Source organism: Nonomuraea sp. NPDC049655 (assembly GCF_044465465.1).
GTDB lineage: Bacteria > Actinomycetota > Actinomycetes > Streptosporangiales > Streptosporangiaceae > Nonomuraea.
Window position 1 is genome coordinate 349,723 of the sequence record NZ_JBITLS010000009.1, and the last position, 24,322, is coordinate 374,044.

Consider the following 24,322-nt stretch of genomic DNA (forward strand, 5'->3'; position numbering starts at 1 on the left):
GTCACCGCTGACGTTCTGACGCCTCCTCTCCGGGGACCAGCCAGAGCGTCGCCAGCGGCGGCAGCAGCACCTCGGCGACCGCACCCCCCTCCGGGCAGGTGACCGAGCCCAGGTTGCCGAGGTTCCCGCCGCCGTAACAGGCGGCGTCGGTGTTGAGCGCCTCCTGCCAGCGTCCCCCGGAGGGGAGCGCCAGCCGGTGCCCGTGCCGCGGCACCGGCGACAGGTTGCTCACGCACACCAGCGGCGCCCCCCACCGGTCCCAGCGCACGAAGGAGTAGACGCTGGAACCGGCGTCGTCGGCGTCGATCCAGCTGAAGCCGCCGGGGGAGCAGTCCAGCCGCCACAGCGCGGGGGTGGCGGAGTAGCGCCGGTTCAGGTCCCTGACCAGGTCGCGCACGCCCTTGTGCCGCGGGTCGCGCAGCAGCGCCCAGTCCAGCTCGCGGTCATGGGACCACTCGCTGCGCTGCGCGAACTCCTGGCCCATGAACAGCAGCTTCTTGCCCGGATGCGCCCACATGAAGGCCAGGTACGCGCGCAGGTTGGCCAGCCGCTGCCACTCGTCGCCCGGCATCTTCCCGGCCAGCGAGCCCTTGCCGTGCACCAGCTCGTCATGGCTGAGCGGCAGCACGAAGTCCTCCGCGTACGCGTACGTCAGCCCGAACGTCAGCGCGTGATGGTGGTACGGCCGGTGCACCGGGTCGCGCCGCATGTAGCCGAGCGTGTCGTGCATCCAGCCCATGTTCCACTTGAAGTCGAACCCCAGCCCGCCGGCGGACGTCGGCCGGGTCACCCCCTCCCACGCCGTGGACTCCTCGGCGATCGTCAGCACCCCGGGACAGCGCCGGTGGACGGTGTCGTTCAGCTCCCGCAGGAACGCGATCGCCTCCAGGTGCTCCCTGCCGCCGTGCGCGTTGGGCCGCCAGGCGCCGTCCGGGCGGGAGTAGTCCAGGTACAACATCGAGGCGACGGCGTCCACGCGCAGCGCGTCGACGTGGAACTCCTCGCACCAGTACAGGGCGTTGGCGATGAGGAAGTTGCGCACCTGCGGGCGGCCCAGGTCGAAGGTGAGCGTGCCCCAGTCGGGCTGCTCGCCGCGCAGCGGGTCGGGGTGCTCGTACAGGGGGCCGCCGTCGAAGCGGGCCAGCGCCCAGTCGTCGCGCGGGAAGTGCGCGGGCACCCAGTCGAGTATCACCCCGATCCCGGCCAGGTGCAGCGCCTCGACCAGGGCGCGGAAGTCGTCCGGGGTGCCGTAGCGGGAGCTCGGCGCGTAGTAGGAGGAGATCTGGTAGCCCCACGAGCCGCCGAAGGGATGCTCGGCCACCGGCATGAGCTCCACGTGGGTGAAGCCCATGCCGCGCAGGTACCCGGGCAGCTGCTCAGCCAGGTCGCGGTAGGTCAGGCCGCGCCGCCAGGAGCCCAGGTGCAGCTCGTACACGCTCATGGGCGCCTCGCGGGCCGGGCCGTCGCCGCGGGCGGCCAGCCACGCGCCGTCGCGCCAGCGGTGCCGCGAGGTGAACACCACCGAGGCGGTGCGCGGCGGGTGCTCGGCCGCCAGGGCCAGCGGGTCGGCCTTGCGCCGGGTACGGCCGTCCGCGCCGGTGATCTCGTACATGTACCGGCAGCCGTCGCCGGCCCCGGGCACGAACAGCTCCCACAGGCCGCCGCCGGGCGCCCGGCGCAGCGCGTGCCCGGCGCCGTCCCAGCCGTTCAGGTCGCCCACCAGCCGCACCTCGCGCGCGCCCGGCGCCCACACCGCGAACGAGACGCCCGCCACGCCGTCCACCGTCCGGGTGCGCCCGCCCAGCGCCCGCCACAGCTCCTCGTGCCTGCCCTCGCCGATGAGGTGCAGGTCCAGCTCGCCCAGCACGGACGGCCCCCCGCCGGTCAGGACGTCCATCACCGCTCCACCGTCAGGATGTGCGCCGGCTGCCTGGACGGGTCCAGTCGCACGAAGTTGCGCGCCCCCCACTGGTAGACCTCGCCGGTCAACTCGTCGCGCACCCGGAAGGACGGCCCGAGGTCGGGCAGGTCCAGCGTCACCGTGGCCTGCCGCACGTGGTGCGGATCGAGGTTGACCACGACGATCACGGTGTCCTCGCCCGCCTGCTTGGCGAAGCAGAGCACGGCGTCGTCGTCGGCGTGCTGGAAACGCAGGTTGCGCAGCAGGCGCAGGGCCGGATGGCGGCGGCGGACCCGGTTCAGCGCGGCCAGGAAGGGCGCCAGCGTGCCGCCCGCCGACCAGTCGCGCGGCCGGTACTGGTACTTCTCCGAGTCCTTGTACTCCTCGCTGCCCGGCGCGGCCGGCTCCCGCTCGCACAGCTCGAACCCGGCGTACACGCCCCAGGTCGGGGAGGCCGTCGCGGCCAGCGCGGCCCGCACCCGGAACGCGGCCGGCCCGCCCTCCTGCAGGTAGGCGTGCAGGATGTCCGGGGTGTTGACGAACAGGTTCGGCCGCATGTACGCCGCCGCCTCCCCGGCCAGCTCGCCCAGGTAGCTCTCCAGCTCCGGCTTGGCGTTGCGCCAGGTGAAGTAGGTGTAGGACTGCTGGAAGCCGACCGCGGCCAGCGTGTGCATGATCGCCGGTCGGGTGAACGCCTCGGCCAGGAAGACGACGTCCGGGTCGGTGCGGTTGATCTCGGCGATCAGGCGTTCCCAGAAGAACACCGGCTTGGTGTGCGGGTTGTCCACCCGGAAGATCCGCACCCCGTGGCCCATCCAGTGGCGCAGCACCCGCAGCGACTCGGCCAGGATGCCGCCGGGGTCGGCGTCGAAGGAGATCGGGTAGATGTCCTGGTACTTCTTGGGCGGGTTCTCGGCGTAGGCGATGCTGCCGTCGGGCCGGTGCTCGAACCACCGCGGGTGCTCCCGTACCCACGGGTGGTCGGGCGAGCACTGCAACGCGAAGTCCAGCGCCACCTCCAGGCCCAGCTCGGCGGCCCTGGCCACGAAGAAGTCGAAGTCGTCGATCGTCCCCAGGTCGGGGTGGACGGCGTCGTGCCCGCCCGCCGCCGAGCCGATCGCCCACGGCGAGCCGGGGTCGTGCGGCCCGGCGATGGGCGAGTTGCCCGGCCCCTTGCGGTTGGTCCGGCCGATCGGGTGGATCGGCGGCAGGTAGACCACGTCGAAACCCATCGCCGCGACGGCGGGCAGCCGCTCGGCCGCGGTTCGGAAGGTGCCCGAGCGCGGCGGGTGACACCCCGTGGGGTCCACCACGGCGCCCTCGGAGCGGGGGAAGAACTCGTACCAGGCCCCGTACAGCGCCCGTTCCCGCTCCACCAGCAGCGGCAGGTCCTCACCGGCCGTCACGTGGTCGCGCAGCGGCCGGCGGGCCAGCGTCCGCAGCACCGGCTCGGCCAGCGCGATCGCCAGCCGCGCCTCGGGGTCCAGCTCGCCGTCGCGCAGCGTCGCGGCGGCCACGCGCAGCAGCCGGGCGTCGGCGGGCGGCACCTCGGGCTGGGCGGCGGCCCTGGTCAGCAGCCGGGCGCCGGCCTCCATCGTGACGGCCACGTCGATCGCGGCGGGGATCTTCACCTCGGCCACGTGCAGCCAGGTCGCCACCGGGTCGCTCCACGCCTCCACCCGGAACGTCCACTCGCCCTCCCGGTGGGCGGCCACCTCGGCCGCGTACCGGTCGGAGCCCTGGGAGACGGCCGCCATCGGGATCCAGGCGGCCTGCTTGCCGTCGGGGTCGGTGAGCACGACGTTCGCGCCCACCACGCCGTGCCCCTCACGGAACAGCGTCGCCGACACCTCGAACGGCTCGCCCGGCACCGCGCGCGCGGGCCGGCACCCGCCCGCCACGACGGGCCGGACCCCCACGACGGGCACGCGGCCCGCGGCGATCTCGGAGATCTCGGTCAACACCAGCGTCTCAGTCATGTGTCACGCGTCCTGCAGGTCGGCGATGGTCTCGAACGAGGTGCCGGCGGCGGCCTCGCAGTGCGCCGGCACGGTCAGCCCCGGGTACACCGTCACCCCGGACAGCCGCACGCCGGCCTGAACCGTCACTCCGTTGCCCAGCGCGCTGTAGCCGCTCAGCACGGTCACGCAGTCCACGAACGACTCGACGGTGACCATCGTCCCCACATGGGTGTCGGTGAGCCGCGCCCAGGGGCCGATGATCGCGCCGTCCAGGCAGGCCACCCGCTGCAGCCGGCACCCGGTGTGCAGGTCGACGCCGTCGCCGATCGCGGAGTCGGAGACGACCACGCCGGGGCCGATCTCGACGTCCCGGCCGATGTGCACGTTCGGCCCGATCCTGACCAGGCCCGCGCTGATCTTCTCGGCCAGCGTCATGCCCGACGTCGCGTCCCGCTGGCGCAGCGAGGACTCGTGGATGCGCACGTTGCCCGGGTAGGCCCGCAGCATGCCCTTGAGCACGTGCGGGTAGCCGCCGCTCAGCGCGTCGGTCAGCGTGCCGAGATAGTCGCGCAGGTTGCCCAGGTCGCCCAGCTTGGCGATGGGCGCGATGCCGACCCGGTGCCCGGCCTCCACCAGCCACGGGAGCAGGTCGTGCCCCCAGTCGAGCCGGTGGCGGGCCAGCTCGGCCAGCGCCGGCTCCCCGGCCAGCTTCCGCAGCCGCCCGCAGTCGACCAGGTAGAGCCCGGCGTTGACGGGCACCCGGGCCGGGTCGGCGGCCAGGGCGTGCACCTCGGCCAGCGGTGGTTTCTCCACGAAACGCCGGATCTGCCCGGACGCGTCCGTGACCATCGTGCCGTACTTGCCCGCCACCTCCTCGGCCGGCCGCTCGACCACGGCCACGGTGACCACCGCGTCGCTGTCGCGGTGGCGGCGGACCAGCTCGTCAAGGTCGAACTCGAACAGCGAGTCGGTCGGGAAGACCAGCGCCAGCCCGTCGAGCTCCCAGTAGTCCAAACTGCTCAGCGTCGCCTCGCCGGAACCGGTGTTGGTCCAGTCCATCCGGGGCCGCGAGTAGCGCACGCGCACGCCCAGCCCCTCGCCGTGGCCGAGCACGTCCTTGGCCTGGTAGCGGTTCTCCCGGCCGTTGGCGATCAGGTAGAAGTCGCTGACCCCCTGGTCGCGCAGGGCCATGATCTGCCATTCGATGACCGGCCGTCCGGCGAAGCAGACCGTGGCCTTGCTCCGCAGGTGGCCGGGGGCCTCCAGGGTGAGCGGCCGGGCCCTGAGACCCTGTCCGCCCGCCAATGCGATTCCGGCGATCTCGTTCATTGTCCGTACTTCCCCGTGGGTGTCCTACGTAGAGCGATCATGGTGATGTCGTCGAACTGTTCGGCGGACCCGATGTGCGCGCTGATCTCCCGTTCGAGCCTGTCCAGCAGGTCGTCCGCGCCGGTGGCGGGCTGCGAGACGAGGGTCAGCATGAGCTCCTCGCTGAAGAAGCGGCCAGACTCGTCCCTGGCCTCGGGCACGCCGTCGGTGTAGGCGAACAGCAGGTCCCCCTGGTCCAGGTGGGCCCTGCCGACCTCGAAGACGGAGTCGGGCACCAGCCCCAGCGCCGGCCCGGTGGGACGCAGCAGGGTGTGGCCGCCGCCCGCGTGGCGGATGATGGGCGGGTTGTGCCCGCAGTTGATGTAGACCAGCGCGCCGGTGACCGGGTCGAGCACGCCGAAGAACAGCGTGGCGAAGTAGCCCTGGCGCAGGTGGTTGGCGGTCAGGTAGTCGTTGGTCGCGATCACCGCGCGCAGCAGCGGCGTGGCGTCGTCCTGGACGGTGTCGGCCTCGCCGGTCCCCACGTGCGCGGCGGTGTGCCGCAGCAGGGTCCTGATCAGGGCCATGAACAGGGCGGCGCCGACGCCCTTGTCGCACACGTCGGCCACCACGAGCCCGATCCGCGACCCGCCCAGCAGCTCCAGGGCGTCGTAGAAGTCCCCCGCGACCTCCCTGGCCGGCTGGAACCGGACGGTGAGCTGCCAGCCGGCGCGGGCCGGCAGCGCGTCGGGCAGGAAGCCCGCCTGGATCTCCCGCCCGATCTGCAGCTCACGCTCGTACTTCAGCAGCGCCTCCTCCTCGGCGCCCGGGAAGCGGCCGAACACCTGGCCCGCCCGCAGCCTGCGGTGCAGCAGCTCCGGCACGAAGGGCGGGACGACGTAGTCCAGCCCGGCCAGCACGTGCGGTTCGAGCTGACGCAGGTCGCCGTCGGTGAACGCGACCACGACGGGCGGCCGCGCGCCGGCCTGGACGACCCGCGTCACCTCGCGCACGACCTCCACGTCGAGGCTCGCGTTCACCAGCAGCAGACCGGTGGGCGGAGGCGCCTCGGCCAGCAGCTGCTCGGGGGTGCGCCTGGCCACGGGAGCGCCGTCGGCGGCCAGCAGCAGGCACAGCTCTTCCGCTGCTGGTGATGGGCCACTGACGACGAGGGTCACCTCCGCATCCATCGGTACCTCCTAGACGCGGTTCATGATGATGGTCGTCCGGTTACGACCCGAGCTGTACTCGTAGCGGACCTGGTCGGCGACCGTACGGGCCAGGTAGACGCCCAGCCCGCCCGGCCGGCGCTCGCCCAGCGGCCGGTCCAGGTCGGGAACGGCCTCGTAGGCGGTCGGGTCGAACGGCGGCGCCGAGTCGGTCAGGCGCAGCCACACCCGGCCCGGCTCCACCCCGCCGGTCAGCTCCAGCTCGCCCGGCCGGTCGCGGTGGCCGTGGGTGATGATGTTGACGATCAGCTCCTCGGCGGCCAGCCGCAGCCAGTGGGCGCGCGTGCGGGTCAGCCCGCCGAGCGCGCTCAGCGTCTGCACGTAGGCCATCAGCTCGTCCAGCGACTCGGGTTCGGCGGGAAGCCTGAGCCGCTCCATCGCCTGCCTACTCGGGGATCGCATCGCTGAAGTCCACGCTGTGGTGGAAGCCGACCAGCCGGATGGTCTGCTCGATGGCGTCGTTGGCGCCGACCAGCACGATGCGCACGTCGTCGGCCAGCTTCTGCCGGGCGAACACCAGCCCGCGCAGCCCCGCCGAGGACATGTAGCTGAGCTGCGACATCTCCAGCACCAGCAGCTCGGCCGCGGCCTCGGCCGCGCGCTCCACCTCCCTCCTGAAGGTCTCGGCGGTCAGGGCGTCCAGCTCGCCCTCCAGCGTGATCAGTGCGGTGCTGCCGTCGTGGGTCAGGATCGCGTTGAACGACATGGGATCTCCTTCGGGGATTTCAGTGAGGGGCGCGGCCGACCAGCGCGACCGCGGCCCGCGGGCCGACGACGATCCGCCTCTGGTCGGCCAGCGGCGGCTCCTGGCCCGGTGAGTGGACGTCGCCGGGGGCGGCGGCCGCGGTGTCGGCGAACAGGTGCCACACCGCGCCGTCCGGCAGGGCGGGCAGCTCCAGCTCCCGCGCCTGCCAGTGGGTGTTGGCGGCCAGGTACAGATGCTCCGCGCCGCCGCCGGCCGCCGGGCCGCTGCGCAGCATCGCCACCAGCGTGCTGTCCGGCGACCAGTCGGGCCGGCCGGCCCGCTCGCCGTGCCAGGACACCTGCGGCAGCCCGCCGGCGCCCTCGTCGCCGCACGGGTGGCGGCGGTCGCGCACCATCGGGTGCGCGGCGCGGAAGGCGACGCACTCGCGCACGAACCGCAGCAGCTCGCCGTTGCGCTCGGTCAGGCCCCAGTCGAACCACGACAGCGGGCCGTCGTGGCAGTAGGCGTTGTTGTTGCCCTGCTGGGTCCGGCCGACCTCGTCGCCGGCCAGGATCATCGGGATGCCCTGGCTGAGCAGGAGCAGCAGCATCGCGTTCCTGGCCTGCCGCCCGCGCAGCGCCAGCACCTCGGCGTCCTGGGTCGGGCCCTCGGCGCCGCAGTTCCAGCTCTGGTTGTCGTCGTTGCCGTCGCGGTTGTCCTCGCCGTTGGCCTCGTTGTGCTTGCCGTCGTAGGCGAACAGGTCCGCCAGCGTGAACCCGTCGTGGCAGGTGACGAAGTTGACCGAGGCCAGCGTGCCGCGGGAGGCGTACAGGTCGGGCGAGCCGACCAGCCGGGTGGCCAGCTCGCCGGCCGAGCCGGGGGCGGCCTTCAGGAAGCGGCGCAGCGCGTCGCGGTAGCGGCCGTTCCACTCCGACCAGCGCTGGTAGCCCGGGAAGGAGCCCACCTGGTACAGGCCGCCCGCGTCCCACGCCTCGGCGATCAGCAGGCAGTCGCGCAGCAGCGGGTCGTGGGCCAGCGTCTCGATCAGCGGCGGGTTGGCCAGCGGCGCGCCGTCCTGGCCGCGGTCCAGGATCGCGGCCAGGTCGAAGCGGAAGCCGTCGATGTGGTACTCGCCGGCCCAGTAGCGCAGGCAGTCGAGCACGTAGTCGCGCACCACCGGGTGGTTGCAGTTGAAGGTGTTCCCGGTGCCGCTGAAGTTGTAGTAGTAACCCTCCGGCGTGAGCATGTAGTACGTGCCGTTGTCCAGGCCGCGGAAGTGGATGGTCGGGCCGTTCTCGTTGCCCTCGGCCGTGTGGTTGAAGACCACGTCCAGCACCACCGCGATCCCGGCCCGGTGCAGCTCCTTGACCAGGTTCTTGAACTCGTCGGACTGCATGCCGTACCGGCCGGTGGCCGCGTAGCCGGCCTTGGGCGCGAAGAAGCCCAGCGTCGAGTAGCCCCAGTAGTTGTACAGGCGCTCGCCGGTGACCGGGTTGACCCGGCTCATGTCGAACTCGTCGAACTCGAAGACCGGCATCAGCTCCACGCAGTTGACGCCGAGCGCCTTCAGGTAGGGGATCTTCTCGATGAGCCCCGCGTACGTGCCCGGCGCCGACACCCCCGAGGACGGGTCCGCCGTGAAGCCGCGCACGTGCAGCTCGTAGACGACCAGGTCCTCCGGCGCGACGCGCAGCGGCCGGTCCTCCTCCCAGTCGAAGTCGTCGGAGACCAGCACCGACCGGTAGGGGTAGGGGTCGTCCCAGTCCACCTCGGCGCCCCACACGTCCCGGCCCGACATGACCCTGGCGTACGGGTCGGCCAGGATTTTGGCCGGGTCGAACCGGTCGCCGGGGGCCGGCGTCTCCGGGCCGGTGACGCGGTAGCCGTACTCGACGCCCTCGTGGTCCAGGCCGAACACGGTCATGGCCCACACGCCGCCGATCCGGTACTCGCCGGGGAAGGGCAGCTCGGCGAACGGCTCCCGCTCGCCGCGCCGGAACAGCACCAGCGACACCGCGCTCGCGCCGCTGGAGTAGACCGAGAAGTTCACCCCGCCGGGCACCAGCGTGGCGCCGAACGGCATCGGATGGCCCGCCCGCACCCCGAACCCGGCCAGCTCGGCCGTCGGGAAGGAGTCGATCCGGCCCGGCACGCCCTGCGTCTCCACACTCATGTGGCCTCCTCCCGCGGCTCGGCGGCCCGGACGATCTCCAGCGCGTCCGCCACGCAGTCGGCGACGACGAAGAAGCGCAGGAACCCGGTCGCCGCCATCACCCCGCGCAGCTCGTCCGACAGGCCCACCAGGGCGATGAAGCTGTCCAGGGTCCGCGCCTGCCGGTAGACCAGCAGCATCGTGCGCAGGCCCGCGCTGGACAGGTAGCTGACGCCGGTCAGGTCGAGCAGCACCGGGCGGCTGTCCGGCAGCAGCGCCAGGATGCGCTCCTGCGCGGCCGGGGCCGACCTGCTGTCGAGCTGGCCGGTGAGCCCGATCACGGTGACCGGGCCGATCGTGTCCGTCGTGATCTCCATGGCCGGCACGCTCACTCCTGCACCGGGGTCAGCGTCACCTTGACGCGCAGCGCCTCGGTGGAGTCCGGCAGCTCCACGGTCATCGCCACCGGGTCCAGCACCTCGTACGGCTTGCCGTCCACCTCGGCCTCGGTGAGCAGCACCCGCCCGGCCGGCAGCAGGTCGGGCGCGACGCGCAGGATGCGCTCGGCGTCCGGGCCCGGCTTGAAGTGCAGGGTGAGCGGCTGCCGCGTGACCAGCAGCCGCGTGTAGACGGTCGCCAGATAGCACAGCTCGGAGGAGTGGTACATGCTCATCGAGTGGCTGCCCTTGAACCGCTCGGTCCCGAGCAGGTACGGCAGGCCGTTGGCCAGCACGTTGAAGTAGACCGCGCCCTCGTCGTGGTCGAGGAAGAAGGCGTTGTAGAAGCCCGCCGCCTGGCGCGCCTGCTCCAGGTGGTCGTCACCGCCCAGCTCGCCGGCCACGATCAGGTACGCCAGGATCGCCTGCTCCTGCTGCCACCACGCCTTGCGGTCGTGCCAGGCGAAGCGGTGCCACCGCTGGCCCTCGGCCCGGTGCCGCTCGACGACGTCGTACCAGCCGCCGCGCTGCTGGTCGCTGCCGACCGCCGGCATGGTGCGGGCCAGGTGCTCGGCCAGGTCCCGGTAGGCGTCCTTGGGGCGGGCGCCGTGCATGCGCATGAGGTTCCAGGCGATCTTCAGGTTGTGCCCGACGACCGCGCGGTCCTGCTGCCAGCCGTGCGTCAGGTCGTGGCTCCAGTCGTCGTGGAAGCGCTCGTTGACGAACGGGCTCGACGGCTCGGGGAAGTGCTCGACGATCGTGTCGAAGGTGCGCTCCAGCATCTCCAGGTGGCGCTCGTCGCCGGTGGCCAGGTAGTAGTTGATCAGGTAGGCCGGGGCGTGGTCGCCGATGGAGTTCCAGTTCTTGCGCGACTGGTTCGGCCCGAGCGACTCGTGGTGCGGGCTGAGCAGGATCGGGTCGACGTGCGAGTAGTAGCCGCCGCGCCGGTGGTCGCGGAAGAACTTCTCGAACAGCCGCAGCGTGGCGTCGACGTCGGAGGCGATGCGCTTGTCGCCGGTGACCCGGTAGGTCTGCGTCGGGCCGGCCAGGGCGTAGATCTGCTCGTACATCGGGATGGCGTCGTAGTCGTCGCCGAATTCCGAGGTGAACAGCTTCTTCTCGTGCTCGCCGTCCACCTTGATGCCGTGGTACCAGTACACGACGTCGTTCTCGGGGTCCACGAAGCGCATGTGCTCGCGCAGGTAGCGGGTGCCGCGCTCGGCGACCTCCAGGTAGGCGTCGTCGCCGGTCAGCATGTACGCCGAGGCCATGCCGTACACCAGCCGCGAGATCGTGTCGGTCTCCTGCACGTGGCTGGCGGTCTTGTCGCCGCCCAGGCGCAGGATCGTCCGGTAGTCGCGGAAGTCGACCGGCCCCTGCCCGAACTGGGCGCGGCGGTAGAACGCGGCGATCTCGTCGAGCTGGTTGATCCACCAGTCGGGCTGCTCGAACCGGTACTCGCCGGAGCCGCGGCCCAGGAAGATCAGTCGCTTGGCCGAGAAGACCGGCTCCTCGCCCTCGGGGTAGAAGATCCCGTAGACGAACAGGTGGCGGCCCGGCGTCAGCATGTCGCGCACGTGGTCGCCCGCGTCCACGTACGGCTCGCCCAGGTTGCGCAGCACCTCGGCCGAGACCTCGCCGTCCAGGCGCACCTCGACCGTACGGCCGTCGATGGTCGCCAGCCGGAAGGAGCCGGAGCCGGCGTCGAACCGTTCGACCCGCCCGGCCACGGTGTCCATGAAGGTGAAGTTCATCGTTGCTCCTACAGCGTCTCGGCGAGCTGGCCGATGATGGTGTGGGCGAACAGATGGCAGTGGTACACGCTGCGCCCGGTGATCAGGTTGCCGTCGATGACCACGTCCTGGTCCACGTACTCGGCGCCCATGTTCCGCACGTCGCCCACGAGGTTGTTGTGCGCGACGACCTTGCGCCCGCGCATCGTCTCGGGGGCGGCGGCCATCAGCCACAGGCCGTGGCAGATCACGCCCGTGATGATCGACGGCTCCTCCAGCGCCCGCCGCACGAACGCGGTGGCCGGCGCCAGCCGGTTGACGTCGTCGGTGAAGCGCAGCCGGTCCGAGACGATCCCCGAGGGCACGATCACCGCGGCGTAGGAGCGCAGCTCACGGTCGCTGATGCCCTCGAACCCGCGGTCCACGGTGAACGGCACCCGCCACTCGTGGCCGGTGAAGGTGATCGACGACTGCCCCCACAGGCGGGTCATGAAGTGCACCTCGGCGCCGGCCTCGGCGAAGCGCCGCTCGTAGTAGAAGATCTCCGGCTCGACGTAGTCGCTCTCCATCAGGACAGCGATCTTGCGGCCGTTCAGCGCCGCGCCGGCCCGTGGCTCGATGCCGCTCACAATGGCCTCCCCGGTTCGGTGACGAGGTCGATGAGGAAGGGGCCGTCGTGGCCGAGCAGCCGCTCGACGGCCTCCTCGATCTGGTCGGCCTTCTCCACCCGCAGCCCGTCCACGCCGCAGCCCCTGGCCAGGTCGGTGAACTGGAGGTCGGGATAGGAGAGGTCGAAGGAGCGAGGAAAGCGGTGACCGGGGATGCCCCGGCCGCGCCAGTACTCCTCGATGTTGTTGTCCAGCAGCCGGTAGCTGTGGTTGTTGCAGATCACGAACTTGGCGGCGATGTCGTACCGGACGGCGGTGGCCAGCGCCTGGAAGGTGTACATGCTGCCGCCGTCGCCGGTGAAGCCGATCACCGTGCGGTCCGGATGGGCGAGCTTGGCGCCGATCGCCCCCGGGATGCCCACGCCGAGCGAGCCGCCGCGGGTCAGGAACCAGCTCCCCGGCCCGCGCGGCGGGAAGTAGGAGCCGATCACGCCGGAGGCGGTCAGCCCCTCGTCGAAGACGATCACGTCCTCGGGGGCCCGCGCCGCCAGCTCGCGCATGAACGCGTTGAGTATCGAGTCCTCGGCCGGCGCCGGGCCGACCCGCTGCTGCTGCGCCGCCGTCCGCCGGGCCAGCCGGGCCGCCGCCGCCTGCCGGTCGGCCTTGCTGAGCGTGCCCTCCAGCTCCGCCGACAGCGCCGCCAGCGTGAGCCGGGGGTCGGCCACCAGGCCCAGCGTGACCGGGTGGTTCTTGGCGATCTCGTACGAGTCCAGGTCGATGTGCACGATCCGCGCGTCCTTGCCGAACGGGCTGCTCAGCGACGGGAACACCTCGGGGAACAGGTACGTGCCCACCACCAGCACAGCGTCGGCGTCCTTGACGGCGTCCGCGCTGACCTGGCCGAACATGTGGCCGAGCTGGCCGCGGAAGAGCGGGTGCCGGCCGTCCATGTTCGCCTCGGAGAACTCCACGCCCCACACGTCCGCGCCGAGCTGCTCGGCCACCCGGGTCAGCTCCGCCTGCGCGCCGGAGACCGACACGCCGTCGCCGGCCAGGATGATCGGGGACCGGGCGCCGGACAGCAGCCCGGCGGCCCGGCGGACCAGCTCGGGGGCGGGCAGCGCGGCCGAGTACGGCACCACCGACGGCTGGACCGGCTCGTGGTTGGGCTGGTCCAGCACGTCGAGCGGGAGCGCCACGAACACCGGGCCGCGCGGCGGCGTCATCGCCATCTTGACCGCCCGGCGCAGCACCCGCAGCACCGAGCCCGGGTCGATCACGCGCATGGCGTGCTTGGTGACGGGCCGGGCCATGGCCACGAGATCGGCGGCCATCTGGGCGTCCATCGCGTCGTAGCCGACCCCGGCCTCACCGGCGACCACCACCAGCGGGGAGTGCCCCCGCTTGGCCTGGTACAGCATGCCGATCGCGTTGCCCAGCCCCACACCGCTGTGGAGCTGCAGCAGCGCGGGGCCGCCCGTGGCGCGGGCGTACCCGTCGGCGATGCCGGCCGCCACCGTCTCCTGCAGGGTGAGGATGTAGTGGAAGTCCTCGAAGCCCTCCAGCGCGTCAAGGAAGCCCTGCTCGACGGTCCCCGGGTTGCCGAACATGTACGTGATGCCGTCGCTGAGGAACTGCTCGATGATCGCGGTGTTGCCGTCCCTGGCCATGGCCCGCCATCACCAGCCGAAGCGGCGCAGGCCGCCCTCGAGCACTTCGACGATCTTCTGCCCGGTCAGGAACGAGTCGGGCGTGGAGCGTCCGGTGACGAACGGGAAGTCCACGATGACCGAGGTCTCCCTGCCGAAGTTGCCGATGTAACGGCCCTGCGGCCCGGTGGCGTCCCGCAGGATGTACTCCAGCGGGTACGGCGGCGGCCCCATGTTGAAGTCGGGCACGCCGAGGAACCCGGTGCCGTCCTTGTAGTCGTACTCCTTGCAGTGGCCGGTGACGTGCTTGCCCCAGATGATGCTCTTGCGGTCCTCCCAGTCGCGGGCGAAGGCCAGGCAGGCCACGCCGTAGCACTCGGCGGCCACCGGCTTGCCCGCCCGCACGAACGCGAGCACGATCTCGTGCACCCGCTCGTTGTTGGCCAGGTCCACGATCGGCCCGCTGCCGCCCACGATCAGCACCGCGTCGTAGGGCACCAGCTCGGCCTCCAGCTTGGCCACCGCCCGGTGGTAGGACTCCAGCCGGCGCAGGTAGTCCGGGCTGCTGGTGTAGGGACGCTCGGGCGCCCAGGCCGACAGGTTGAGCGGGTTGGCCAGGCGGCCCGACTCGTCCAGGTCGCGGGTCAGCTTGGCCACCTCGGGCGTGGTGACCGAGCGGCCGAGCGGCGGGTCGACGTAGTCGGGGTCCATGCTGGGCGGCAGGGCGTGCGGCTGCTTGCCGGTCGGCGTGGCGAACACGACGTCGTAGCCGCGCTCGTCGAAGGCCGACAGCGGGCCGACGAGCTCCTCCCCCCAGTAGCCGAACTCCGAGAGGATCACGAGAACGCGCTTGGTCATGCCGACTCCCCGGGGATGATCCAGTTTTCCTTGCAGGTCATGGAGAACACGTGGGCCGGGTCGGCGATCGCCTCCAGCTCCGGCTTGACCCGGCGGGCGTGGTGGGCCGAGGCCAGCGCGGCGCGCAGCGCGTCCACGTCGTCGAACCAGAGCTGGTCCACGGCGTCGAAGCCGGCCTCGCCGAAGGTGTACGCGCCGTCCACGGTGTGGCAGTGCAGGTGCCTGCGCAGGCCCGGCAGCCCGGCCACCGCGGCGGCGTAGGACTCCAGGGACTGCTTGCGGTAGGTGTCCAGCGGCAGGCCGGGCCGCCGCTTGATCAGCGTGGTGACCTTCACCCAGCTGTCCGGCCGCGGCCTGGGGCCGGGCACCAGCTCGTGGGCGACGGTGTCCACCACGATCGTCGACCAGAACGCCGCCCAGTTGGGCTCGTCCAGCCGGGCGCCCTGGAGGAACTCCTCGCTCTGCAGCGAGGCGAGCTGCTCCTCGGCGCTGGCCAGCCAGATCTCGGCGATGCCCTGGTGCGGCAGCGCCGGCCGGCCCACGTCGCCGTCGAAGGGGATGCGGGTGTCGACCAGGTACTGCCTGATCTGCTTGATCTTGCTCGCGAACTTCACCGCGTGCACGTTGACCCAGTAGTCCTGGAACTGCTGGGCGGTGAAGCCGGGCTTGGGGGCGCCGAAGATGAACTGGTGGATCATCGCGTGGCCTCCTGTCGGGCCGGGAGGAAGTCCGCCGCGACGAACTCGGCCGCGCGCTCGCCGATCATCACGGTGGTGGTGTGGGGGTTGGCCGAGACGATCGTCGGCATGATCGAGGCGTCGGCGACGCGCAGCCCCTCGACGCCGCGCACCCGCAGCCGGGTGTCCACCACGGCGAGGCTGTCGGAGCCCATCTTGCAGGAGCCGGCGAAGTGGTAGTACGAGCCGACGTTCTCCACCACCCAGGCGCTGAGCTGCTCCCGGGTGCGCACGTCCGGGCCGGGCGCGACCTCGGTCAGCCCCCAGTCGCGCCGGAAGGCCGAGCTGGCGTAGATGTCGCGGGCGATCTGCACCATCGTCACCGTGCGCTCCAGGTCCGAGCGCTCGGCGAAGTAGTTCGCGCTGACCCGCGGGTAGGCCGTCGGGTCGGTGCCGGCCAGCCGTACGCTGCCCCGTGACAGCGGGCGGACCAGCCCCGGCAGGGTGAGCACGATCTTCGGGTCGACCAGCTCGCGCACCGGCGTGAGCGGCTGCCCGGTCTCCACCCGCTTGATGACGTTGGCGAAGAACTGGTCGCCGAACGGCGCCCGGTGCACCAGGCAGATCTCCATGTCGGGCACCGGCAGCCCCGGCTCCGACCCCCAGAACAGGCCGACCTCGGTGACCTGCCCGCGCGGGTCGGGCGCGGCCTCCTCCATGTACCCGATCGGGCCGATGACCAGCGGGTGGTCGTGGAAGTTGGCGCCCACGCCGGGCAGGTCGGCGACCACCGGGATGCCGAGCGCGGCCAGCGCCCCGGCCTCGCCGATGCCGGACAGCTGCAGCAGCTTGGGCGACTGGATCGCGCCCGCGCTGACGATCACCTCGTGCTCGGCCCGGACGGTCCGCAGCTCGCCGTCCTTGAGGTACTCCACGCCCACGCAGCGCTCGCCCTCGAACAGCAGCCGGGTGGCCAGCGCGCCCACCTCGACGCTCAGCCGCTCCAGCGCCGGCTCCAGGTAGGAGGCGCGCACCCCGCAGCGGGTGCCCTTGTCGGCGTCGATGTCCATGTCGATGTCGACGTGGTGCCAGCTCACGCCGAAGCTGTCGGCGTTGAAGTCCTCGACCTGCGGGTATCCGAGCTCCACGCAGGCGTCCACGAACGTCTGGGAGACCGGGTTGCCCATGTCCCGGGCGTTGACGATCTTGATGGGGCCGTCGTGGCCCGCCGTGGGGTTGGTCGCGTCCCGCTGGCCCTCCAGGCGCTGGAAGTAGGGCAGGACGTCGGCGTAGGACCAGCCGGGGCAGCCGTCGTAGGCCCAGGCGTCGAAGTCCGCCGGACGGCCGCGCGTGTGGATCATGTGGTAGACGTTCGACGTCCCGCCCAGGCCGCGGCCCGCCGCCGAGTAGACCTGGCGTCCGCCGAGCCCCGGCTGCGGCTCGCTCATGTACGCCCAGTCCAGCTCGGTCAGCAGCACCTCGTTCCACCGGCTCGGGTCCTCGACCGCGTCCGTGACCTTCGTGTCGCCCGCCTCCAGGACCAGCACGCTGGCCCCGGGCAGCTCGCTCAGCCGGGCGGCGATGACCGATCCGGCCGTGCCGCCGCCGACGACGACGAAGTCGAAGCTCTGTGTCATCTCAGCTCACCTCCGCGCCGATGCGGCGACCAGGTCGGCGGCCTTCTCGGCGATCATGATCGTGGCCGCGTTGGTGTTGCCCCGGGTGATGACCGGCATGACCGAGGCGTCGGCCACGCGCAGCCCGTCCACGCCGCGGACCCGCAGGTCGGGCCCGACGACCGCCTCGTCGTCGCGGCCCATCCGGCAGGTGCCGGCCGGGTGCCACACGGTCGAGGCGCTGGCCCGCACGTACTCGGCCAGGGCGGCCCGGCTCGTCACGCCGGGCCCGGGGGCCAGCTCCCGCCCGCGCAGGGAGTCGAAGGCCGCGTCCGAGACCAGCTCCCTGGCCAGGACGACGGCCTCGGTCAGCAGCCGCAGATCCGCGGCGGCCTCCAGGTAGTGCGGGTCGACGAGGGGACGCAGCGGGTCGCCGGGGCGCAGCCGCACCTCGCCCCTGCTCTGCGGCTGCAGCAGGATCGGCGCGAAGGTGAACCCCGGGCCGTCCGTCCTGTACCGGTCGTCGATGAACTGCACCGGGCCGAAGAAGAACTGCAGGTCCGGCCCGTCGCCGCCCAGGACGTTGGTGAACAGCCCCGCCTCGGCCAGCAGCTCGGGGAAGGGCAGCTCGCGCAGGCTCTCGTAGCCGATGCCGAACAGCACGTGGTCCTGCAGGTTGCGGCCCACGCCCGGCAGGTCGGCGACCACCTCGACGCCGTGCTCGCGCAGGTGCGCGGCCGGGCCGAGCCCCGAGCGCAGCAGCAGCGCCGGCGAGCCCAGCGCGCCGCAGGCCACGACGACCTCCTGCGCGGCCGTGGCCCGGTGCGCACGGCCGTCCTTGACGTACTCCACGCCGGCGGCCCGGCCGCCCTCGACGGTGAGGCGGGTGACCACGGCGCCGGTCTCCAGCGTGAGGTTCGGCTCGCCGAGCACCGGCCTCAGGAACGCCTCCGACGTGCTGGAGCGGCGGCCGTCCTTGTCCCGGGTGGACTGGTAGAAGAAGGCCAGGCCCTCCTGCCGGGGGCCGTTGTAGTCGCCCGTGCCGTCGGCGCGGCCGCGGGCGATCGCCGCCCGGACGAAGGCGCGCGAGGCGTCCGACGGCGAGCCGTAGTCCACGACCTTCAGCGGGCCGCCGCCGCCCCGGTACTCCGGCGAGCCGCCCGGGTAGTCCTCCGAGCGCCTGAAGTAGGGCAGCACCTCGTCGTAGGACCAGCCGTCGTTGCCCAGCGCGGCCCAGCCGTCGAAGTCGCGGCGGTTGCCCCGCACGTACATCATGGCGTTGACCGAGCTGCCGCCGCCCGTCACGCGGCCCTGCGGGATGGGCACGACGCGGCCGCCCAGCTCCCGCTGCGGGGTGCTGGCGTAGTCCCACACGAACTCCGGCGAGCCCCACATCGACGTCATCGACGGGACGTCGGTCCGGTGCACGCACTCGGCGTCGTCCGGGCCGCCGGCCTCCAGCAGCAGCACCCGGCAGCCCAGCGCGTCCAGCAGCCGCCTGGCCAGGACGCAGCCGGCGCTGCCCGCGCCCACCACGATGTAGTCGTAGGCGCTCACGACGGCTCCAGCAGCCGGGCCCGCTCCAGCGCGGGCAGCAGGTCGCCGACCAGGAACTCCAGGTAGTGCTGGCCCCACATCGTCCGCCAGAGCGGGAAGGTGGCGTCGAAGGCGTCGCCGCGCAGGTCGGCCAGGCGCTCCTCCAGCTCCCACACCACGCCGTTGAAGTCGGCCTCGGAGAACGGCAGCCCGTGCTCGGCCGCGGCGGCGACGACCTCCGCCTTGCTCTTGGCCTTCAGCGACTCCAGCACGTCGGCGCGCGAGCCCGCCAGGCGCAGGAACGCGATCAGATTCGTCCCGCTCATGCCACCGGCCGCCTCTCGTCGGCCGCGAACCCGCGCAGCTCCTGCTCGCCGAACCTGGCCACCACGTGATCGAGCAGGTAGTCCAGGTAACGCCTGCCCCACATGTGCCGCCAGAGCGTGCTGCCGCCGTCGACGGACTCGCCGTCCTTGGCGACGATGACCTCGATCTCCAGGGCCCCGACCACCGACACCAGCTCCTCGGCGGTGAACCTGAAGCCCTCGTCGGAGGCGTGGAACAACAATTGACTGAGATTTCTCGCGCTATACTCAGCGCGTCTTTGCGGATTCTCCCGGAGGTCGCCGAGGAATCTCACGAATTCGCTCTTCGCCATTGGCACCACCATTTCGTCCGGCGCTACGGATGAATCATGTTCAGCCGCCGGAAAACGCGTCAACGCGCCGCCCCGCGGTGACCGGGCGGTATGGAGGTAGCCGGTCCCATTCCGTCAAGTCCGAACCCGCATTCACCGGAATTCCGGCGAATGCACTTGACTTGGATCGCGCTCGAAGGGCGACAATGATCGGTATGAGTCAGAGCCTGACGATCGCGGAAGTCGCAGCCGAGACCGGCCTCAGCGCCCACGCGCTGCGCTATTACGAGAAAGCCGGCCTGATGCGGGAGACGCCGCCGCGCGGCGGTAACGGGCACCGCCGCTACACCGAACGTGATCTGGCCTGGATCCGCTTCCTGACCAGGCTGCGCGGCACCGGGATGTCCATCGCCGACGTCCGCCGCTACGCCGAGCTGGTCCGCGCCGGCGAGAGCACCACCGCCGAGCGCAAGCAGATCCTGCTCACCCACCGCGAGGAGGTGGCCAAGCGCATCGACCAGCTCAAGGACGACCTGGCCGCCATCGACTACAAGATCGACATCTACGAGAAGCTAGAGGAGAAGTACCAGCTGTGACCGCGCCGCCGCGGCCGGACAGCGAGCCCGGCCAGGCCGCCTTCGGCCCCCGCTTCGTCACGGCGGTCTCGGTCGGCTCGCTGCTCAACCCGATCAACTCCTCGATCATCGCCATCGCGCTCGTGCCCATCGCCCACCACTTCGGCGTGGGCGCCGACGCCACCTCCTGGCTGGTGTCGGCCCTGTACCTGGCCACCGCCATCGGCCAGCCGGTGCTGGGCCGGCTGGCCGACCGGCTCGGCCCGCGCCGCGTCTACCTGGCCGGGCTGGTCACGGTCGCGGCCGGCGGCCTGCTCGGCTACTGGGCGCCGACCCTCGGCCTGCTCGTGGCCGCCCGCGTGGTGATCGGCCTCGGCACCTCGGCCGCCTACCCGGCCGCCATGAGCATGGTCCGCCGCAGGTCACAGCGGTCCGGCGGCGCCGCGCCCGCCTCGGTGATGGGCGCGCTGGCCATGGCCGGGCAGGTCAGCATGGTGCTCGGGCCGCCGCTCGGCGGGCTGCTCGACGCGCTCGGCGGCTGGCGCTGGATCTTCCTGGTCAACCTGCCGATGGCCGTGGCCGGGGTGGTCTCGGCGCTGCTGTGGCTGCCGCGCGACGAGCCGTACGAGCGTTCCGGCGCGGGCGGCGGCGGCAGCCTGCGCGACCTGGCCGGCAACCGGCCGCTGCTGGTCACCTACCTGCGCAACGCGGTGACCTTCATGGCCACCTACGGCTTCCTGTACGGCTGGACGCAGTGGCTGGAGCAGGGCAGGGGGCTGACGGCGGCGGTCGCCGGGCTGCTGCTGATGCCCACCTCGGCCGTGGGCGCGGTGGTCTCGGGGCTGGCCGCGCGGGCCGACGGCGCGTCGGGCTGGGCGCGCTGGATGTTGCCGGCCGGCGCCGCGGCCCTGCTGGCGGGCTGCGCCTGGCTGCCGGCGCTCGACGGCGGCGCGTCCATCCTGTCGTTGTGCCTGCTCAGCATGGTCTTCGGGGTGCAGAACGGGCTCAACATCGTCGGCAACCAGGCCGCCATGTACGCCCAGGCGCCGCCCGCCCTGATCGGCATGGCCGCCGGCCTGCTGCGCACCTCGCAGTACGCCGGGGCCATCTGCTCGGCGCTGCTCATCAGCGTGACCTACGGCGAGCGCGCCACCGACGAGGGGCTGCACCGGCTGGGCGTGGTCCTGGCGGTCACCTCGGCGCTGCTGCTGGCCGGCACGCTCCTCGCGGCGATCCGCGCCGGCGGCGCGGATCGCGGGCGCGCGTGAGCGGGGAGGGGCCTGCCGCCCCTCCCCGCTCACGGGGTCCGCGCCGCCCGCTCAGCGGGGGCTGATCAGCTCACTGATCGCGAACCCGGTCAGGTTGGTCACGTTGGCGCCGCCCACCGACAGGATCGTGGACGTGCCGGGCACGCGGTCCACCGCGTACGCGCCCGCGTACCCGGCCGACGGGCGGGCCGGGCCGTTGACCCGGGTCCAGGAGGCGCCGTCGAAGTACAGGTAGGCGGGTGAGGTGGTGCCGCCGCCGGTCGGGATGACCAGGTGGCCCTCGCCGTCGCCGCTGATGCTCGCCGAGCCGTTCCCCGGGTCGCCGGGCAGCGCCGAGACGGTCCAGCGGGCGCCGTCGTAGCGGGCGATCGCCGGGGTGGCGGGCCGGTTGGGACGGGGCTGGTAGCCGCTGATCCAGATCCGGCCGGGGCCCTCGACGTACACGCCCCGGGGGCTGACGCCCGGCCTGCCCAGCGAGCGCATGGCCGTGCCGTCCCACAGGACGACGCCGTTCTCGGCGGCGAAGACGATCTGGTCGCCGCCGTCCACGGCGCGCAGCAGGCCCAGGTTCTCGGTGCGCGGGTAGACCGTCCAGGAGCCCTGGCGCAGGCGCAGGATGTCGGTGCCGGAGGTGTTCTTGAACCTGATCGACCAGAGCGAGCCGTCCTTGGTGGCGGCGATCGGGCCGGTCCACTCGTCGCCGGGCAGCGGGGGCGTCCAGCCGGGCGGGGGCGGGATCTCCGACCAGGCCGAGCCGTTCCAGTACGCCGAGCGCGGCCAGGAGACGTCGGCGATGGTCCTGCTGCCGGTGACGTACACCTGGTCCGGCGCGACGGCCGCGACGCAGCACGGGCTCGGCACGTCGTACCCGGCGGTGAGCGGCAGCCTGCTCCAGGACGAGCCGTCCCAGCGCAGCACGGAGGTGTCCGGCGAGCCGTCGTAGCCGCGCCAGCCGACGGCGTAGGCGTGGGAGGCGTCCAGCACGTCGACGTTCCAGAGGGTGGTGGGGTCGCCGGGCGGGTCCACGGCCCGGAAGGACGGGGCCAGGAGCGCCTGGGCCGGCGTCGCCGCCGCCAGCGCGGCGGTGACGGCCAGGGCGGCGGCGGAGGCGCGGAGGACGCCACGGAAACGGGTCATGTCTTCTCCTGTGGGCGCGTTCCTGCGGAAAAAGGGGCATGAAGGAGGGCCGGGACGGGCCCCGGGCACGAGAAAGCGGGCCGGTACCGACCGGCCCGCCGGGGATCGCCCGCTCAGTCGTCGGATCTGCGCCCGTCGGGGCCGATCGGGCCGAAGAACGAGCTGAAGTTGGCGGTCCCGTCGCCGAAGATGCCGCCGCGGCCCTCCACGATGCGGCCGTTCTCCCACCGCATCAGGTCCACCCCCTCCATCTGCAGGTGCTCGTAGAAGGAGGTGCCGTCCGAGCCGGTGCGCTTGCGCACGGCGGTGCACCGGTTGACGTCGATGGTGTAGCCGTCCACCGGGTTGACCAGGCAGGCGATCTGCTCCATGCGCAGGGTGCCGCCGGCCAGCCGCTGCCAGGTCTTGATGAAGCCCATGAAGGCGTCCAGGCCGTCGTGCCAGCCGGCGTACGGGTGGTTGCCGGGGGACTGGAACCGCACGTCGGGGTGCCAGTACTCCAGCGCGCGCTCGCGGTCGCCGGACCGCAGCGCCTGATGTGCCGCCGCCAGTCGCTCAGCCGTCAGATCCGACATCGCTCTCCTCTCACTGCCTCGGGTGCTACTGCATCGGGTGCTTGGCGAGGAAGGCCGAGACGCCTTCGCCGACCGCTCTCGGGTTCATGATCTGCAGGCCGTGGGTGGCGCCGACGATGCCGCAGCGCTCGGCCTGGGGCAGCCAGTTCATGAGGAAGTGCTGCGCCTCGCGGAAGCCGGGCATGGCTGCCTCGCTGTCCAGGCCCATCACGGCCAGCACCGGCATCCGCGGCTTGTCCGGCACGAGCTGGTCGGCCTTGGACATGCGGAAGCCCCAGCCGCCCAGCGCCGGGAAGTCGACCTTGAACGTGACGTCCGCGCACTCCTCGACCCGCTCCCACACGTCGAGGGGGCAGGTCATGTCCACGGAGCCGAGGTAGCTCGGGCCGCAGACGGCGGCCATGAAGTCGCAGGCGGCGGTGAGCTTGTCGCCCTTCTGCACCAGCTCGATGGCCGTCATCACGGCGTCGTTGTTGGCCTTCTCGGCCTCGGCGCCCTCACGCGGCAGGTACGGCTCCAGCAGCACCGCCGAGTGCGTGCGCTCGGGGTAGGAGAGCATGAACTGGAAGCCGATCACCCCGCCGAAGGAGTACGACATGACGTGCGCCTTGTCGATGCCGAGGTGGTCGAGGAGCTGCTTGGCGTGCTCGGCGCCCTCCTCGATGCTGAGGCTGTCCTTCTCCAGCGTGCTGCCGTTGTAACCGGCGCGGTAATAGCTGATGAACTGGTACTTGTCCAGCAGCTCCGGGTTGTACTTCAGGAGCGGCGTGATGAGACCGTCCGAAATGGAGGTGCAGTGGATGCACAGGACGGGCTCGCCGCGCCCCACGACGGTGTAACGAAGTTCCGCGTTGCTGACCTTGACTCGCTTGTCGTGGTCGAGTTTCCAGTCTCGACCGGCGTACAAAGCATTCGCGCTCATGCCATTCCTCTCACGCGATCACTCGACCGTTTCTCGTGCCCGCTTGGCCATACTCAAGAATGGTTGCCATGGGCCATGGAGACGGTCAACGAAAGAGCCCGCGCCGGGGTATTCACCGCGAAATACGCCGGGGAACTCTGTCAAGTCGGCACGCGTGGGAAGGAGGCTGGGGTCAGAGGAAGGACAGCTCGTACTCGACCTGCTCGACGGGGTTGCCGTCGCCGTAGTCGTGGGTGCGGGCCGCGCCGGACTCGGTGAAGCCGCTCTTGGCGTAGAACCGGCGGGCCTGCGGCGTGTCGCGCAGCGTCCACAGGTGCACCCGGGTGAAGCCCTCGTCGCGGATGCGGCGCAGGGTGTCGGTCATCAGGGCGGCGGCCACGCCCGTGCCCCAGCCGTCGGGATGGCCGTAGAAGCCGAGGAGCTCCGCCGCGCCCGCCCGGGACGGCGAGGGCCCGAAGTGGGCGAAGGCCAGCCGGCGCCCGTCGAGCGCGGCCAGCACCAGGCCCGCCGGGGTCTCGGCGAGCACGTCGTGCCATTTGCCGCGCCGGTGGCGCACGGCCTGGTCGAAGAAGTCGGGGGAGAAGAAGCCGGCGTAGGCGGCCTTCCAGGATTCGGCGTGGATCTCTCCCAGCGTCTCACCGTCGCCCGGCGAGGCTGGGAACACTGTGAAAATTCCGGTCACAAGATCACACTAGTCGAGAGGTCCCGCGGGTGTCCGGCGGCGGAGCGCGGGCACGTACGGGTATGCACGCACGCGGGGCGGCGCTCGGCGCGTCCGCCGCCGCGCGAGGCGTTCGAGGCGTTCGAGGAGGTGCGGGCGGAGAAGCTGCGCGAGACGGCCGTCCGGGCGTGGCGGCCG

Annotated in this window: 23 protein-coding genes; 2 read left to right on the forward strand and 21 right to left on the reverse strand. The window is 72.0% G+C overall.

The window, feature by feature from the left end; translation table 11 throughout:
* Position 1: 1 nt before the first annotated feature.
* From glgB to ACIBQ6_RS29235, 17 genes are read right to left on the reverse strand one after another with little or no spacing between them, the layout of a single operon-like run.
* A complete protein-coding gene (gene glgB / locus ACIBQ6_RS29155) occupies positions 2 to 1,897 on the reverse strand; it encodes a 1,4-alpha-glucan branching protein GlgB (protein WP_397215801.1) in 1,896 nt (631 codons plus the stop codon).
* Positions 1,897 to 3,879 carry an alpha-1,4-glucan--maltose-1-phosphate maltosyltransferase gene (locus ACIBQ6_RS29160; RefSeq protein WP_397215803.1) on the reverse strand — a complete coding sequence of 661 codons (1,983 nt, stop codon included), beginning with the start codon at positions 3,877 to 3,879 and terminating at the stop codon, positions 1,897 to 1,899. The genes glgB and ACIBQ6_RS29160 overlap by 1 nt, the downstream gene beginning before the upstream one ends.
* Positions 3,880 to 3,882: 3 nt before the next feature.
* Entirely contained in the window at positions 3,883 to 5,190 is a 1,308-nt protein-coding gene (locus ACIBQ6_RS29165) for an NDP-sugar synthase (RefSeq protein ID WP_358297565.1), read from the reverse strand.
* Entirely contained in the window at positions 5,187 to 6,359 is a 1,173-nt protein-coding gene (locus tag ACIBQ6_RS29170) for a PP2C family protein-serine/threonine phosphatase (RefSeq protein ID WP_358297562.1), read from the reverse strand. The genes ACIBQ6_RS29165 and ACIBQ6_RS29170 overlap by 4 nt, the downstream gene beginning before the upstream one ends.
* A 9-nt stretch (positions 6,360 to 6,368) precedes the next feature.
* Positions 6,369 to 6,800 carry an ATP-binding protein gene (locus ACIBQ6_RS29175; protein ID WP_358297559.1) on the reverse strand — a complete coding sequence of 144 codons (432 nt, stop codon included), beginning with the start codon at positions 6,798 to 6,800 and terminating at the stop codon, positions 6,369 to 6,371.
* Complete coding sequence (locus tag ACIBQ6_RS29180; protein ID WP_352329001.1) at positions 6,784 to 7,104, reverse strand: anti-sigma factor antagonist; 321 nt, start codon at positions 7,102 to 7,104, stop codon at positions 6,784 to 6,786. Before ACIBQ6_RS29180 ends, ACIBQ6_RS29175 begins: the two co-directional genes overlap by 17 nt.
* A gap of 19 nt (positions 7,105 to 7,123) precedes the next feature.
* Entirely contained in the window at positions 7,124 to 9,256 is a 2,133-nt protein-coding gene (gene glgX, locus ACIBQ6_RS29185; RefSeq protein WP_397215808.1) for a glycogen debranching protein GlgX, read from the reverse strand.
* Positions 9,253 to 9,612 (reverse strand): STAS domain-containing protein, encoded by a 360-nt coding sequence (locus tag ACIBQ6_RS29190; RefSeq protein ID WP_358297553.1) that lies wholly within the window; start codon positions 9,610 to 9,612, stop codon positions 9,253 to 9,255. Before ACIBQ6_RS29190 ends, glgX begins: the two co-directional genes overlap by 4 nt.
* A gap of 11 nt (positions 9,613 to 9,623) precedes the next feature.
* Positions 9,624 to 11,426, reverse strand: coding sequence for an AGE family epimerase/isomerase (locus ACIBQ6_RS29195; protein ID WP_397215809.1), 1,803 nt, complete (start codon positions 11,424 to 11,426; stop codon positions 9,624 to 9,626).
* 8 nt (positions 11,427 to 11,434) lie between these two features.
* Positions 11,435 to 12,034 (reverse strand): DJ-1/PfpI family protein, encoded by a 600-nt coding sequence (locus tag ACIBQ6_RS29200; RefSeq protein WP_358297548.1) that lies wholly within the window; start codon positions 12,032 to 12,034, stop codon positions 11,435 to 11,437.
* Positions 12,031 to 13,683, reverse strand: a complete 1,653-nt coding sequence (locus ACIBQ6_RS29205) for a thiamine pyrophosphate-binding protein (protein ID WP_397215810.1) — start codon at positions 13,681 to 13,683, stop codon at positions 12,031 to 12,033. The genes ACIBQ6_RS29200 and ACIBQ6_RS29205 overlap by 4 nt, the downstream gene beginning before the upstream one ends.
* 9 nt (positions 13,684 to 13,692) lie before the next feature.
* A complete protein-coding gene (locus tag ACIBQ6_RS29210; RefSeq protein WP_358297542.1) occupies positions 13,693 to 14,520 on the reverse strand; it encodes a type 1 glutamine amidotransferase domain-containing protein in 828 nt (275 codons plus the stop codon).
* On the reverse strand, positions 14,517 to 15,218 hold the full coding sequence (locus ACIBQ6_RS29215; protein ID WP_358297539.1) for an EthD domain-containing protein: 702 nt from the start codon (positions 15,216 to 15,218) through the stop codon (positions 14,517 to 14,519). The genes ACIBQ6_RS29210 and ACIBQ6_RS29215 overlap by 4 nt, the downstream gene beginning before the upstream one ends.
* Positions 15,215 to 16,834 carry a GMC family oxidoreductase gene (locus tag ACIBQ6_RS29220; RefSeq protein ID WP_397215811.1) on the reverse strand — a complete coding sequence of 540 codons (1,620 nt, stop codon included), beginning with the start codon at positions 16,832 to 16,834 and terminating at the stop codon, positions 15,215 to 15,217. The genes ACIBQ6_RS29215 and ACIBQ6_RS29220 overlap by 4 nt, the downstream gene beginning before the upstream one ends.
* Positions 16,835 to 16,840: 6 nt before the next feature.
* Positions 16,841 to 18,370, reverse strand: coding sequence for a GMC family oxidoreductase (locus ACIBQ6_RS29225; RefSeq protein ID WP_397215812.1), 1,530 nt, complete (start codon positions 18,368 to 18,370; stop codon positions 16,841 to 16,843).
* Positions 18,367 to 18,675: a Nif11 family protein gene (locus tag ACIBQ6_RS29230; RefSeq protein WP_358297530.1), complete on the reverse strand. Its 309-nt coding sequence runs from the start codon at positions 18,673 to 18,675 to the stop codon at positions 18,367 to 18,369. Before ACIBQ6_RS29230 ends, ACIBQ6_RS29225 begins: the two co-directional genes overlap by 4 nt.
* Positions 18,672 to 18,917: a hypothetical protein gene (locus ACIBQ6_RS29235; RefSeq protein ID WP_352363715.1), complete on the reverse strand. Its 246-nt coding sequence runs from the start codon at positions 18,915 to 18,917 to the stop codon at positions 18,672 to 18,674. The genes ACIBQ6_RS29230 and ACIBQ6_RS29235 overlap by 4 nt, the downstream gene beginning before the upstream one ends.
* A gap of 284 nt (positions 18,918 to 19,201) precedes the next feature.
* Here ACIBQ6_RS29235 and ACIBQ6_RS29240 point away from each other — a divergent pair, with 284 nt between their 5' ends.
* Together ACIBQ6_RS29240 and ACIBQ6_RS29245 are read left to right on the forward strand one after the other, a co-directional pair.
* Complete coding sequence (locus ACIBQ6_RS29240; RefSeq protein ID WP_352330857.1) at positions 19,202 to 19,582, forward strand: MerR family transcriptional regulator; 381 nt, start codon at positions 19,202 to 19,204, stop codon at positions 19,580 to 19,582.
* Positions 19,579 to 20,829, forward strand: coding sequence for an MFS transporter (locus tag ACIBQ6_RS29245; protein WP_397215813.1), 1,251 nt, complete (start codon positions 19,579 to 19,581; stop codon positions 20,827 to 20,829). Before ACIBQ6_RS29240 ends, ACIBQ6_RS29245 begins: the two co-directional genes overlap by 4 nt.
* Positions 20,830 to 20,880: 51 nt before the next feature.
* Here ACIBQ6_RS29245 and ACIBQ6_RS29250 read toward each other — a convergent pair whose 3' ends face one another.
* The 4 genes from ACIBQ6_RS29250 to ACIBQ6_RS29265 all read right to left on the reverse strand — a co-directional run bounded on the left by ACIBQ6_RS29250 (position 20,881) and on the right by ACIBQ6_RS29265 (position 24,127).
* The gene (locus tag ACIBQ6_RS29250; RefSeq protein ID WP_397215814.1) at positions 20,881 to 21,966 is read right to left on the reverse strand and encodes a hypothetical protein; all 1,086 of its coding nucleotides are present in this window, start codon (positions 21,964 to 21,966) and stop codon (positions 20,881 to 20,883) included.
* A gap of 113 nt (positions 21,967 to 22,079) precedes the next feature.
* Complete coding sequence (locus ACIBQ6_RS29255) at positions 22,080 to 22,541, reverse strand: nuclear transport factor 2 family protein (RefSeq protein WP_352328301.1); 462 nt, start codon at positions 22,539 to 22,541, stop codon at positions 22,080 to 22,082.
* A 25-nt stretch (positions 22,542 to 22,566) separates the two neighbouring features.
* Positions 22,567 to 23,463 carry an alpha/beta hydrolase gene (locus tag ACIBQ6_RS29260; protein ID WP_352363708.1) on the reverse strand — a complete coding sequence of 299 codons (897 nt, stop codon included), beginning with the start codon at positions 23,461 to 23,463 and terminating at the stop codon, positions 22,567 to 22,569.
* 172 nt (positions 23,464 to 23,635) lie between these two features.
* Positions 23,636 to 24,127 carry a GNAT family N-acetyltransferase gene (locus tag ACIBQ6_RS29265; RefSeq protein ID WP_397215815.1) on the reverse strand — a complete coding sequence of 164 codons (492 nt, stop codon included), beginning with the start codon at positions 24,125 to 24,127 and terminating at the stop codon, positions 23,636 to 23,638.
* Between the last annotated feature and the right edge of the window lie 195 nt (positions 24,128 to 24,322).

What these genes read in the sequence shown, in the direction of transcription:
- glgB (WP_397215801.1), bottom strand. Translation starts at nt 1,897, where the DNA reads ATGGACGTCCTGACCGGCGGGGGGCCGTCCGTGCTGGGCGAGCTGGAC.
- ACIBQ6_RS29160 (WP_397215803.1), bottom strand. Translation starts at nt 3,879, where the DNA reads ATGACTGAGACGCTGGTGTTGACCGAGATCTCCGAGATCGCCGCGGGC.
- ACIBQ6_RS29165 (WP_358297565.1), bottom strand. Translation starts at nt 5,190, where the DNA reads ATGAACGAGATCGCCGGAATCGCATTGGCGGGCGGACAGGGTCTCAGG.
- ACIBQ6_RS29170 (WP_358297562.1), bottom strand. Translation starts at nt 6,359, where the DNA reads ATGGATGCGGAGGTGACCCTCGTCGTCAGTGGCCCATCACCAGCAGCG.
- ACIBQ6_RS29175 (WP_358297559.1), bottom strand. Translation starts at nt 6,800, where the DNA reads ATGCGATCCCCGAGTAGGCAGGCGATGGAGCGGCTCAGGCTTCCCGCC.
- ACIBQ6_RS29180 (WP_352329001.1), bottom strand. Translation starts at nt 7,104, where the DNA reads ATGTCGTTCAACGCGATCCTGACCCACGACGGCAGCACCGCACTGATC.
- glgX (WP_397215808.1), bottom strand. Translation starts at nt 9,256, where the DNA reads ATGAGTGTGGAGACGCAGGGCGTGCCGGGCCGGATCGACTCCTTCCCG.
- ACIBQ6_RS29190 (WP_358297553.1), bottom strand. Translation starts at nt 9,612, where the DNA reads ATGGAGATCACGACGGACACGATCGGCCCGGTCACCGTGATCGGGCTC.
- ACIBQ6_RS29195 (WP_397215809.1), bottom strand. Translation starts at nt 11,426, where the DNA reads ATGAACTTCACCTTCATGGACACCGTGGCCGGGCGGGTCGAACGGTTC.
- ACIBQ6_RS29205 (WP_397215810.1), bottom strand. Translation starts at nt 13,683, where the DNA reads ATGGCCAGGGACGGCAACACCGCGATCATCGAGCAGTTCCTCAGCGAC.
- ACIBQ6_RS29210 (WP_358297542.1), bottom strand. Translation starts at nt 14,520, where the DNA reads ATGACCAAGCGCGTTCTCGTGATCCTCTCGGAGTTCGGCTACTGGGGG.
- ACIBQ6_RS29215 (WP_358297539.1), bottom strand. Translation starts at nt 15,218, where the DNA reads ATGATCCACCAGTTCATCTTCGGCGCCCCCAAGCCCGGCTTCACCGCC.
- ACIBQ6_RS29220 (WP_397215811.1), bottom strand. Translation starts at nt 16,834, where the DNA reads ATGACACAGAGCTTCGACTTCGTCGTCGTCGGCGGCGGCACGGCCGGA.
- ACIBQ6_RS29230 (WP_358297530.1), bottom strand. Translation starts at nt 18,675, where the DNA reads ATGAGCGGGACGAATCTGATCGCGTTCCTGCGCCTGGCGGGCTCGCGC.
- ACIBQ6_RS29240 (WP_352330857.1), top strand. Translation starts at nt 19,202, where the DNA reads ATGAGTCAGAGCCTGACGATCGCGGAAGTCGCAGCCGAGACCGGCCTC.
- ACIBQ6_RS29250 (WP_397215814.1), bottom strand. Translation starts at nt 21,966, where the DNA reads ATGACCCGTTTCCGTGGCGTCCTCCGCGCCTCCGCCGCCGCCCTGGCC.
- ACIBQ6_RS29255 (WP_352328301.1), bottom strand. Translation starts at nt 22,541, where the DNA reads ATGTCGGATCTGACGGCTGAGCGACTGGCGGCGGCACATCAGGCGCTG.
- ACIBQ6_RS29260 (WP_352363708.1), bottom strand. Translation starts at nt 23,463, where the DNA reads ATGAGCGCGAATGCTTTGTACGCCGGTCGAGACTGGAAACTCGACCAC.